General features: G+C 62.3%; 8 protein-coding genes. 4 read left to right on the top strand and 4 right to left on the bottom strand.

The annotated features are described in order from the left end of the window. Window positions 1-504: 504 nt before the first annotated feature. The 4 genes from mmsB to IB262_RS31445 all read right to left on the bottom strand — a co-directional run bounded on the left by mmsB (window position 505) and on the right by IB262_RS31445 (window position 5,220). Window positions 505-1,401 (bottom strand): 3-hydroxyisobutyrate dehydrogenase, encoded by an 897-nt coding sequence (gene mmsB, locus IB262_RS31460; RefSeq protein WP_034800108.1) that lies wholly within the window; start codon window positions 1,399-1,401, stop codon window positions 505-507. A gap of 58 nt (window positions 1,402-1,459) precedes the next feature. Continuing rightward, window positions 1,460-2,518, bottom strand: a complete 1,059-nt coding sequence (locus tag IB262_RS31455; RefSeq protein ID WP_060583579.1) for an enoyl-CoA hydratase/isomerase family protein — start codon at window positions 2,516-2,518, stop codon at window positions 1,460-1,462. Window positions 2,519-2,541: 23 nt separating this feature from the next. Next, the gene (locus IB262_RS31450; protein WP_029742745.1) at window positions 2,542-3,684 is read right to left on the bottom strand and encodes an isobutyryl-CoA dehydrogenase; all 1,143 of its coding nucleotides are present in this window, start codon (window positions 3,682-3,684) and stop codon (window positions 2,542-2,544) included. Between the two features lie 117 nt (window positions 3,685-3,801). Then, a complete protein-coding gene (locus IB262_RS31445; RefSeq protein WP_029742744.1) occupies window positions 3,802-5,220 on the bottom strand; it encodes an XRE family transcriptional regulator in 1,419 nt (472 codons plus the stop codon). A gap of 157 nt (window positions 5,221-5,377) precedes the next feature. Between IB262_RS31445 and IB262_RS31440 the strand changes: the two genes are divergently transcribed. From IB262_RS31440 to scpA, 4 genes are read left to right on the top strand one after another with little or no spacing between them, the layout of a single operon-like run. Continuing rightward, window positions 5,378-6,910, top strand: a complete 1,533-nt coding sequence (locus IB262_RS31440) for an acyl-CoA carboxylase subunit beta (protein ID WP_029742743.1) — start codon at window positions 5,378-5,380, stop codon at window positions 6,908-6,910. A gap of 11 nt (window positions 6,911-6,921) precedes the next feature. Further along, a complete protein-coding gene (locus tag IB262_RS31435; RefSeq protein ID WP_246802770.1) occupies window positions 6,922-7,212 on the top strand; it encodes a hypothetical protein in 291 nt (96 codons plus the stop codon). Between the two features lie 30 nt (window positions 7,213-7,242). Then, window positions 7,243-9,246: an acetyl/propionyl/methylcrotonyl-CoA carboxylase subunit alpha gene (locus tag IB262_RS31430; protein ID WP_192494226.1), complete on the top strand. Its 2,004-nt coding sequence runs from the start codon at window positions 7,243-7,245 to the stop codon at window positions 9,244-9,246. A 40-nt stretch (window positions 9,247-9,286) separates the two neighbouring features. Beyond that, window positions 9,287-11,425: a methylmalonyl-CoA mutase gene (scpA, locus tag IB262_RS31425; protein WP_060520529.1), complete on the top strand. Its 2,139-nt coding sequence runs from the start codon at window positions 9,287-9,289 to the stop codon at window positions 11,423-11,425. The last annotated feature ends 13 nt before the right edge of the window (window positions 11,426-11,438 follow it).

Raw genomic sequence — 11,438 nt, 5'->3', positions numbered from 1 at the left:
TGGCATTACGTCACGTTCTGAATCGACGAGAACTCACACCTTGTCTTCAATCAACAACAATCCAAAGATCGCCATCGAGAAAACAGGTGTAGTCTCTTGTTAAAACGTGACCGCCAAAGTCTCTTTCCGAAAGAACCCCTAAAGGTTCCTCACGAGCTCCGCCGCCCACGTTTCTCTTTCTCTATATTCAATTGTCAAAAAACCGACGAACGCACCGTCCGTCAAACCGTTTCCATAAAGCCCAGAACTCTCGTCCCGAACCCCTCAATCAGCACCAAGCCAACCAGGAAACTCTAGAGCGAAGGTCGTCGTCGCCAGCAGCGCCGCCGCCCTCGTCAGTGATCGGGCTTATAGACCCCCAGCCTCCGACACGTCAACAGGGATTTTCATGGGCCCGACGTAAATCGCACAACACATTGAAATTAAACGCTATTTCTATCCACAGGCAGCAGCGGCCGCTTTCCGCCCGCGTAAACGGGCGGAAATCGATCGGCACGGGATGAATTAACCGGCCTTGGCCTCGTCGTTCCCGCGCAACAGACGGATCAGCGCCGAAAAATCCTCGCCACCATGGCCGAGTTTCTCGAACATCGAATAGAGCTGCGCGGCCTGCGCGCCCATCGGCGTCGTCGCACCAGCGGCACTCGCTGCCTGCTGCGACAGCTTCAGGTCCTTGAGCATCAGGCTTGCGGCAAAGCCCGGCTTATACTCGTTGTTGGCGGGCGAGGTCGGAACCGGGCCCGGCACCGGGCAATAGGTCGTCAGCGACCAGCACTGGCCGGACGACGTAGAAGCCACGTCAAACAGTGCCTGGTGCGACAGGCCGAGACGCTCGGCCAGCACGAAAGCTTCGCAGACACCGGCCATGGAAATGCCGAGGATCATGTTGTTGCAGATCTTCGCCGCCTGACCGGCGCCCCCACCTCCGCAATGGACGATTTTCTTGCCCATAGCGTCGAGTAGCGGCTTGCCGCGCGAAAAAGCCTCGTCGCTGCCGCCGACCATGAAGGTCAAGGTGCCAGCCGCAGCACCACCGGTGCCACCGGAAACCGGTGCGTCGAGCGAGGGGCAGCCGATCTTTTCGGCGAGCATATGAGCTTTCCGGGCGCTATCGACGTCTATCGTCGAACTGTCGATCAGGAGCGTGCCCGGATCGACGAAGCCGAGAAGTTCATCCCAGACGTAGAGGACATGGGCGCCGGCCGGCAGCATGGTGATGACGCATTCAGCACCGCGCACCGCATGTGCTATCGAGCCGGCGACGGAAACGCCGGTCTTCGCCGCGGCGTTGCGCGAAGCCTCAGACAGGTCGAAGCCTGTGACCGCGTGTCCCGCCTTCACCAGATTGGCGGCCATCGGACCGCCCATATTGCCGAGCCCGATAAAGGCGATCTTCGTCATGTCATTCCTCCTCGCATTGAAACTCGGCCAAAACCGAACTGCGCCCCATCCTCAGGCGCTAGAACAGTGGCGGGTGATCTTTGCGCGCAAATCGCGCGAGCCTATCGGGCGTCACGTCGGCAAGTCCAACCGACCATTTCGGATTGCGGTCCTTGTCGATCACAGCGGCACGCACGCCCTCGTAGAAATCGGGATTGGCGAGCATGCCGAGCGTCGCGGAGTATTCGCGCTCAAGGCATTCGTTCAGCGAAGCACTGCGGCGGCCGGCGCGCAGGAGATCGAGCGTCAGCTTCATGCTGAGCGCGGAACGGGAGTTCAAGAGCGCGAGCGTCTCCCTGGCAAAATCGGAACCATCGGCTTCGAGCGCCGCTAGGATCTCTTCGATCGTATCGAAGGCAAAGCAACGGTCAATCAGGGCAAGATGGCCTTGAAGCGGCGTTGCCGGAGCTTCCGAGGCATGCTTGGCAATCACGCCGTCGACATCCGCGCTGCCCGCGCTCGGCGCAAGTGCGGCGAGATCAGCGATCAAGGCTTCCAGCTTGTCCGCAGCGACAAAACTGTCCGCGAGCCGCGCAAGGATCGCGTCGGCAGCAACGATGTCCCGGCCGGTGAGACCGAGATAGGTGCCGAATTCACCGGGCGCCTTCGGCAAAAGCCAGGTGGCCCCGACATCCGGGAAGTAACCGATGCCGGTTTCGGGCATTGCAAGCCTGGTGCGCTCGGTAACGATCCTATGGCTGCCGTGGGCGGAGATTCCGACGCCACCGCCCATGACGATGCCGTCCATGATGGCGATATAGGGCTTGCGGTAGCCGGAGATGCGGCTGTTGACGACGAACTCCTCGCGCCAGAACTGGGCGCCCTCCTCCGGCCGCTCGCGGCCGCTTTCATAGATCATGCGGATATCGCCGCCGGCGCAAAGCCCGCGCTCGCCCTCGCCGGTGACAAGCACGGCAGCGACCGCCGGATCGTTCTCGAATTCGGTCAGGGCCGCCGCGATTAACCGGATCATCGGCACGTTGAGGCTGTTCAGCGCGCGCGTGCGGTTCAACCGGATCCGGCCGACCGCGCCCTGGCGCTCGACGATCACTTCCGGTGCTGGCGTCTGCATTTCCATGAGCGGTCTTTCCCGTTTCTGGCCTATTTCCGGCCGATAAGCGAACGCGCCACGATGAGGCGCATGATCTCGTTGGTGCCTTCCAGGATCTGGTGCACCCGAAGGTCCCTGACAATCTTCTCGACGCCATAATCGGCGAGATAGCCATAGCCGCCATGAAGCTGCAGCGCGTCGTTGGCGACGGCGAAGCAGCGGTCGGTGACGAAGCGCTTGGCCATGGCGCAGAGCTTCGTCGCTTCCGGGTCGCCCGCATCGAGCGCCGAAGCGGCACGCCAAAGGAAAGTGCGGGCGATTTCGAGATCGGTCGCCATGTCGGCGAGACGGAACTGTAGCGCCTGGAATTCGCCGATCGCCTTGCCAAAGGCGCGCCGCTCCTGAACGTAGGCCAGCGCCCTTTCGAAGGCCGATTGAGCACCGCCGAGCGACGCGGCGGCGATGTTCAAGCGACCGCCATCGAGCCCGCCCATGGCGATCTTGAAGCCGTCGCCTTCGCCGCCGAGGCGATTTTCAGCGGGTACGCGCACGCCGTCGAGCATGACGGCGCGGGTCGGCTGCACGTGCCAGCCCATCTTCTTCTCGTTGGCGCCGAAGGTCAGGCCCGGCGCATCCTTCTCGACGATGAAGGTCGAGATCCCCTTGGGGCCGTCTTCGCCGGTGCGCGCCATGATCACATAGAGGCCGGATTCACCGGCGCCGGAGATGAACTGTTTCTGGCCGGTCAGCACATAGCTGTCGCCTTCCTTGACCGCCTTTGTCTTCAGCGCCGCCGCATCCGAACCGGAACCGGGCTCGGTCAGGCAGTAGCTCGCGAGCACGTCCATAGTCAAAAGCTTGGGCAGCAGCCGCTGGCGCTGCTCGTCGGTGCCATAACGGTCGATCATGCCGGCGCACATATTGTGGATCGACATGAAGGAGGCGACGGCGGGGCAGCCGGTCGCCAACGCCTCGATGATGATCGCAGCGTCTAGCCGGGTCAGGCCCGTGCCGCCGACATCGTCACGGACGTAGATGCCGGCCATGCCGAGTGCGGCGGCGCCGCGCAAAGTGTCGACCGGAAAATGCTTCTGCTGATCCCAGTCGATCGCGTGAGGGGCAATCTCGTCGCGGGCGAAATCGAGCGCCATCTGACGAATGGCCTCCTGTTCCTCCGACAGGCGAAAATCCATATGCATGTCCTCCCTGACCGCATAGTCGAGCAATTAGGGCCTAGTTACACCAAACCTCCGGCAGGCCCATATGCAACTTCTCACAGGGTCTGTTCAAAAATGAACAGACAAGCCCAATCAGTTCTCACTTAGACGATACGGCAGAGCGCCGCGTAAGTCATGATCCACAATCAGGCGACGCTTCAATGGCGGTACGGCGCGGCTGGCGCATTTCGTGCGCTCGCAGATGCGACAGGAAATGCCGATCGGATCGAAGGCGGCGCGGTTGCCGAGATCCATGTCGTCGGCATAGACGAAAGCATCGGCGTAGGAGATCTCGCAGCCGAGTGCCAGCGCATAACGCGGCTGCGCGGCGCGAAAACCGCCGCCACCCTTGGTGATCTGGGTGGCGAGACAGAGGTAGCGCACGCCGTCAGGCGTTTCGGCGAGTTGCCGGATGATTCTGCCCGGAGTCTCGAAGGCCTGGTGCACGTTCCAAAGCGGACAGGCGGCACCGAAGCGGGCGAATTGCAGCTTCGCGGCGCTATGGCGCTTGGTGATGTTGCCGGCGCGATCGATGCGGGCAAAGAAGATCGGAATGCCCTTCTGCCCCGGCCGTTGCAAGGTCGAAAGGCGGTGACAGACCTGCTCCAATGACGCGCCGAAACGGGCGGCGAGCAGCTCGATATCGTGCCGCAAGTCGCGGGCGGCTTTTGAGAACGCCTGATAGGGCAAGATGAGCGCACCGGCGAAATAGTTCTGCAGGCCGATGCGACAGATCTCATAGGCCTCTTCCGTGCGGAAACCGGCGCTGCCGGCCACCCGGTCGATCTCCTCGCGGGCATGAAGCTGGGCGATCTGCAGGGCGATCTGAAAGTCGCGCGTCGCTGGCGGCGCGTAAGGATTGAGCGTCAGGATACGGGCACGCGGATCGAAGCGACGGATCGCCTCGTCGCCGGCAGCACCGCGCACAACACGGACGCCATGGCGCTGCTCCAGATAGCTTGCAAGCGCTGCATGATTGTCGCCTTCGCCGAGCCCGAGTTCGCTCGCCAGGCGCTCCGCGAGTATATCAATCTCGTGGATGTAGTTGTCGACGAAATGGAAGAAGTCGCGCACTTCCTCATAGGGCGTCGTTTCGACGAAGGGGCCGCCGCGGCCGATGGTGTCGTCGATGCTCGCAAGCTGTTCGCTGTTGCGGCGGTAGGCCTGGTGGCAGGTGATCAGCGCATGCGCCAGGCCTGGCGCGTTCTGGGCAACGAGCTTCAGCTCCTGCAGGCTCGCCGAATAGGTCTCGAACAGGGGGTCGCTGAGCGCTTCGGAGAGCGCCGAAAGCAGGCGATCGCCCTCCCCGGTCGAAAGCTCGGAGATGTCGATCTGGAATTTTTCGGCGAGCGCCAAAAGCACCGCCGCCGAAACCGGCCGCTGGTTGTTTTCGATCTGGTTGAGATAGCTGGTGGAAATACCGATGCGTTCAGCGAACTGACCTTGCGTCGCCTTGTTCGCTTCCCGCAGTTCCCTGACCTTGCGGCCGATGTAGAGCTTGCCGATCGCCATGTTTGCAACTTTGCAATTTACGTTTCACAAAATAATCTATTTCACATTTGCACATGAAGAGACGTTTTTCCATGCCGTCTTCGACGCTATTGCGAAGCTCGAAGCGCCTCTGCACAATCGTTGAAAAAGCCGGGCATCAAAAAATCGGGAGGGCACCATGCGCGCCATATTAGAACAGGTCGAAGCCCGCAGGGCGGAAGCAAGAGCCGGCGGCGGCCAGCGGCGGATCGACGCCCAGCACGGCAAAGGCAAGCTGACGGCGCGCGAACGCATCGAGGTGCTGCTCGATGAAGGCTCCTTCGAAGAATACGACATGTACGTCACGCACCGCTGCGTCGACTTCGGCATGGAAGGCCAGAAGGTCGCGGGCGACGGCGTCGTCACCGGCTGGGGCACAATCAATGGCCGCCAGGTCTATGTCTTCTCCCAGGACTTTACGGTGCTCGGCGGTTCGCTGTCGGAAACGCATGCGCAGAAGATCTGCAAGATCATGGATATGGCTGTTCGCAACGGCGCGCCGGTCATCGGCCTCAACGACTCGGGCGGCGCCCGCATCCAGGAAGGCGTGGCTTCCCTTGCCGGCTATGCCGAGGTCTTCCGCCGCAATGCCGAAGCCTCGGGCGTCATCCCGCAGATTTCGGTCATCATGGGGCCCTGCGCCGGCGGCGCCGTCTATTCGCCGGCCATGACCGACTTCATCTTCATGGTGCGTGACTCGTCCTACATGTTCGTGACCGGGCCCGACGTCGTAAAGACCGTGACCAACGAGATCGTCACGGCCGAAGAACTCGGCGGTGCGGGCACGCACACGAAAAAGTCCTCCGTCGCCGACGCAGCCTACGAGAACGACATCGAAACGCTTGAGCACGTGCGCCTGCTCTTCGATTTCCTGCCGCTCAACAACCGAGAGAAACCGCCGGTCCGTCCCTTCCACGACGACCCGGCGCGGCTCGAAATGCGTTTGGACAGCCTGATCCCCGATAGCGCCACCAAGCCCTACGACATGAAGGAACTGATCCTTGCGCTCGCCGACGAAGGTGATTTCTTCGAGCTGCAGCAGAGCTTTGCCCGCAACATCATCACCGGCTTCATCCGCATGGAGGGCCAGACAGTCGGCGTCGTCGCCAACCAGCCGATGGTGCTTGCCGGCTGCCTCGATATCGACAGCTCGCGCAAGGCCGCGCGTTTCGTACGCTTCTGCGACGCCTTCTCGATCCCGCTCCTGACGTTGGTCGACGTGCCCGGCTTCCTGCCTGGCACGGCGCAGGAGTATGGCGGCGTCATCAAGCACGGCGCCAAGCTGCTCTTCGCCTATAGCCAAGCGACCGTGCCAATGGTGACGCTGATCACCCGCAAGGCCTATGGGGGCGCCTACGACGTCATGGCCTCCAAGCACATCGGCGCCGACGTCAACTATGCCTGGCCGACCGCCGAGATCGCCGTGATGGGCGCCAAGGGCGCAACAGAGATCCTCTACCGCTCGGAACTCGGCGATGCCGAGAAGATTGCCGCGCGCACCAAAGAATACGAGGAGCGCTTCGCCAATCCGTTCGTGGCTGCCGAGCGTGGCTTCATCGACGAAGTGATCATGCCGCATTCGTCGCGTCGCCGCATCGCTCGTGCCTTCGCATCCTTGCGCAACAAGCAGGTCGATGTCCGCTGGCGCAAGCACGACACGATCCCGCTCTGATGGAGGCGACGATGGAACGGGAGCCGGAACGCGTAATGACACCGGAAGAGGCCCGACGCGACCACTGGCAGATGCTGCGCTACATGACCGTCAACGCGCTGATCGGCGTTGCGATCGGGGCCATAACGGCCGGCGTGCTGATCTGGCTCAATATCGGCGCGGTCGGCACGCACATCATCCGCTCGACGAACCCGGTACTCGCAACCCTCATGGTCGTGGTGCCTTTCGCGTTGCTCTTTGGAGGTGCTGCCGCAGCATCCTCGATCGCGCTTCTGCCCTATCGCCGCAAGTTCAAACGCTGACGCGCAGTCCGGATTTGAAAGAGAAACAAGATGTTCAAGAAAATCCTCATCGCCAACCGTGGTGAAATCGCCTGCCGCGTCATAAAGACTGCGAAGAAGCTCGGCATCGCAACGGTCGCGGTCTATTCCGACGCCGATCGCGACGCGATGCATGTGCGCATGGCGGATGAGGCGGTGCATATCGGCGCCTCGCCCTCGGCGCAGTCCTATATCGTCATCGACAAAATTATCGATGCGATCCGCAAGACCGGCGCCGATGCCGTTCATCCGGGCTATGGCTTCCTTTCGGAAAATGCCGCCTTTGCGCAAGCCCTGGAAAAGGAAGGCGTTGCCTTCATCGGCCCGCCGGTTGGAGCCATCCAGGCGATGGGCGACAAGATCACCTCGAAGAAGCTCGCGGCCGAAGCGGGTGTCTCCACGGTTCCGGGCCATATGGGTCTGATCGAGGATGCCGACGAGGCGGTTCGGATCGCCGGTTCGATCGGTTATCCCGTCATGATCAAGGCTTCGGCCGGTGGCGGCGGCAAGGGCATGCGCATCGCCTGGAACGACCAGGAGGCACGCGAAGGCTTCCAGTCGTCGAAGAACGAAGCGAAGAACGCCTTTGGCGATGACCGCATCTTCATTGAGAAATTCGTGACCGAGCCACGCCATATCGAGATTCAGGTGCTCGGCGACAAACACGGCAATACGCTTTACCTGGGCGAACGCGAATGCTCGATCCAGCGACGCAACCAGAAGGTCATCGAAGAAGCCCCCTCGCCCTTCCTTGATGCCGAGACCCGCAAGGCCATGGGCGAACAGGCGGTCGCGCTCGCCAAGGCCGTCGGCTATCATTCGGCCGGTACCGTCGAGTTCATCGTCGACGGCAAGCGCAATTTCTACTTCCTCGAAATGAACACCCGCCTACAGGTGGAGCATCCGGTGACCGAGGTCATCACCGGGCTCGATCTCGTCGAGCAGATGATCCGTGTTGCGAGCGGCGAAAAACTAGCCTTCGGCCAGGACGACGTAAAGCTCAATGGCTGGGCTATCGAAAGCCGGCTCTATGCGGAAGACCCCTACCGCAATTTCCTGCCGTCGATCGGTCGGCTGACGCGCTATCGTCCCCCGGTCGAGGGCAGACGCGAAGATGGCACGGTGACACGCAACGATACCGGCGTCTTCGAGGGCGGCGAGATCTCGATGTATTACGACCCGATGATCGCCAAGCTCTGCACCTGGGGGCCGGATCGCAAGACGGCAGTCGATGCCATGGCCGATGCGCTCGATCAGTTCGAGGTGGAAGGCATCGGTCACAACCTGCCGTTCCTTGCAGCCGTCATGCAGCAGCAGCGGTTCCGAGAGGGCCGGCTGACCACGGCCTATATCGCCGAGGAATTCGCCGACGGCTTCCACGGCGTTGCGGCCGACGAGCAGTCGCTTCGCAAGATCGCAGCCGTCGCCGTATCGATCAATCAGGTGCTGCAGGAGCGCGCCAGCCAGATCTCCGGCACGATCGGCAATCACCGTCGCATCGTCGGTCACGACTGGGTGGTCAGCCTCGGCGATCACAACTTCGCAGTCACCGCCGGCGCGTCTGCCGATGGTGCCTATGTCCGATTTGCCGACGGCGCCTCGGTTACGATCGCCGGTGACTGGGCTCCCGGCCGCACCCTTGCCACCTTCAACATCGACAATGAGCCCTTGAGCGTCAAAGTCGATCGGGTTGGAACCGCCATCCGGCTCCGCTGGCGCGGCATCGACACCATTGCCCACGTCAGAAGCCCGCGGGTTGCGGAGCTGGCGCGGCTGATGCCGAAAAAGCTGCCACCGGACACGTCGCGCATGCTGCTCTGCCCCATGCCGGGTGTCATCACCTCGGTCACGGTCAAGGCCGGCGACACCGTCGAGGCCGGGCAGGCTCTTGCCGTGGTCGAAGCGATGAAGATGGAAAACATTCTGCGCGCCGAAAAGAAGGCCGTGGTCAAGCGCGTGGCGGTCGCCGCCGGCGCCAGCCTCGCGGTCGACGAACTGATCATGGAATTCGAATGATGGCGACGGCCGTCGACGCCATCATCCAGGAGAACATCCGATGACCGAAAAGACCACCAAGGACTGGGAAACGCTCGCCGAGCGTGAACTGAAGGCAGCGCCGGAAAGCCTCACCTGGCAGACGCCCGAGGGCATTGCGGTGAAGCCGCTTTATACGGCCGGCGACCTCGACGGCATCGATCATTTGGATTCGCTGCCGGGCTTCGAGCCTTTCGTGCGTGGTCCGCGCGCGACCATGTATGCCGGGCGTCCCTGGACGATCCGCCAATATGCCGGATTCTCCACGGCCGAAGCTTCGAACGCCTTCTATCGGAAGAATCTCGCGGCCGGACAAAAGGGCCTTTCCGTCGCCTTCGACCTTGCGACCCATCGCGGCTACGACAGCGATCATCCGCGCGTCGAAGGCGATGTCGGCAAGGCAGGGGTTGCGATCGACTCGGTCGAGGACATGAAGATCCTGTTCGACGGCATTCCGCTCGACGAGATGTCGGTCTCGATGACCATGAACGGCGCGGTCATTCCGATCCTCGCCTCCTTCATCGTCGCCGGCGAGGAACAGGGCGTTTCGCGCGACAAGCTCTCGGGGACCATCCAGAACGATATCCTCAAGGAGTTCATGGTCCGCAACACCTACATCTACCCGCCGGAACCCTCGATGCGCATCGTCGCCGATATCATCGAGTATACGGCGAAGGAGATGCCGAAGTTCAATTCGATCTCGATCTCCGGCTACCACATGCAGGAAGCCGGCGCGACGCTGGTGCAGGAGCTTGCCTTCACGCTCGCCGACGGGCGCGAATATGTGCGGGCTGCCCTTGCCAAAGGGCTGAACGTCGACGAGTTCGCCGGGAGGCTTTCGTTCTTCTTCGCCATCGGCATGAATTTCTTTATGGAAGCGGCGAAGCTTCGGGCGGCGCGGCTGCTCTGGACCCGGATCATGAAGGAGTTCGAGCCGAAGAAGCCGTCTTCGCTGATGCTGCGTACCCATTGCCAGACCTCGGGCGTCTCGCTGCAGGAGCAGGATCCCTATAACAACATAATCCGCACCGCTTTCGAGGCGATGTCGGCCGCCCTTGGCGGCACGCAATCGCTGCACACCAACTCCTTCGACGAGGCGATCGCGCTGCCGACGGAGTTTTCAGCGCGCATCGCTCGCAACACGCAACTGATCCTGCAGCACGAGACCGGTGTCACCAAGGTCGTCGATCCGCTTGCCGGTTCCTACTATGTCGAGAGCCTGACCAATGAACTTGCAGAAAAGGCCTGGGCGCTGATCGAAGAGGTCGAGGCGATGGGCGGCATGACCCGTGCGGTCAACGCCGGCCTGCCGAAGCGACTGATCGAAGAGGCCGCGACGCGCCGCCAGGCCTCGGTCGACAAGGGCGAGGAAATCATCGTCGGCGTCAACAAGTACCGGCTCGACAACGAGGAGCCGATCGACATCCTGGAAATCGACAACAGCGCCGTGCGCGCCGCGCAGATCCGTCGCATCGAGGAAACGAAGCGGCGGCGCGACAGCGCAAAGGTGAAAGAGACCCTGGCCGCGGTTTCAAAGGTCGCCTCGACCGGCGAAGGCAACCTCTTGGCGGCCGCCGTCGAAGCGGCGCGGGCGCGTGCGACCGTCGGCGAAATCTCCGATGCGATGCGCGGCGCCTTTGGTGACCATGCCGCAACGCCCAAGGTCGTCAGCAAGATCTATGGCAAGGCCTATGAGGGCGAGCCTGAACTCGAGGTGCTCTCCGGCCGCCTCGACGAGGTTTCGGCAAAACTCGGCCGCAAGCCGAAAATCATGGTCGCCAAGCTCGGCCAGGACGGCCACGACCGCGGCGCCAAGGTGATCGCGTCGGCCTTTGGCGACATCGGCTTCGACGTGCTTGCCGGCCCGTTGTTCCAGACACCGGAGGAGGCGGCCGACATGGCGCTTGCGAGCAAGGTCAATGTCATTGGCGTCTCTTCGCTCGCAGCCGGCCACAAGACGCTGATGCCGCAATTGGCCGAAGCGCTGAAAAAGCGTGGCGGCGAGGATGTCATCGTCATCTGTGGGGGTGTCATCCCTCGCCAGGACTATGACTACCTGATGGAGAACGGCGTGTCGGCGGTCTTCGGCCCTGGCACCAACGTGCTCGATGCGGCACGCGCGGTGCTCGACCTGATCGAGGGCAAGCGCCGCAACATCTGACGCCGGGCGACGC

It is taken from the genome of Ensifer sp. ENS02, assembly GCF_014851885.1.
GTDB lineage: Bacteria > Pseudomonadota > Alphaproteobacteria > Rhizobiales > Rhizobiaceae > Ensifer > Ensifer adhaerens.
Note: the sequence above shows the minus strand (reverse complement) of the source record. Positions and strands in the feature narration are given on the sequence as shown.

What these genes read in the sequence shown, in the direction of transcription:
- IB262_RS31455 (WP_060583579.1), bottom strand. Translation starts at nt 2,518, where the DNA reads ATGGAAATGCAGACGCCAGCACCGGAAGTGATCGTCGAGCGCCAGGGC.
- scpA (WP_060520529.1), top strand. Translation starts at nt 9,287, where the DNA reads ATGACCGAAAAGACCACCAAGGACTGGGAAACGCTCGCCGAGCGTGAA.
- mmsB (WP_034800108.1), bottom strand. Translation starts at nt 1,401, where the DNA reads ATGACGAAGATCGCCTTTATCGGGCTCGGCAATATGGGCGGTCCGATG.
- IB262_RS31435 (WP_246802770.1), top strand. Translation starts at nt 6,922, where the DNA reads ATGGAACGGGAGCCGGAACGCGTAATGACACCGGAAGAGGCCCGACGC.
- IB262_RS31430 (WP_192494226.1), top strand. Translation starts at nt 7,243, where the DNA reads ATGTTCAAGAAAATCCTCATCGCCAACCGTGGTGAAATCGCCTGCCGC.
- IB262_RS31440 (WP_029742743.1), top strand. Translation starts at nt 5,378, where the DNA reads ATGCGCGCCATATTAGAACAGGTCGAAGCCCGCAGGGCGGAAGCAAGA.
- IB262_RS31450 (WP_029742745.1), bottom strand. Translation starts at nt 3,684, where the DNA reads ATGGATTTTCGCCTGTCGGAGGAACAGGAGGCCATTCGTCAGATGGCG.
- IB262_RS31445 (WP_029742744.1), bottom strand. Translation starts at nt 5,220, where the DNA reads ATGGCGATCGGCAAGCTCTACATCGGCCGCAAGGTCAGGGAACTGCGG.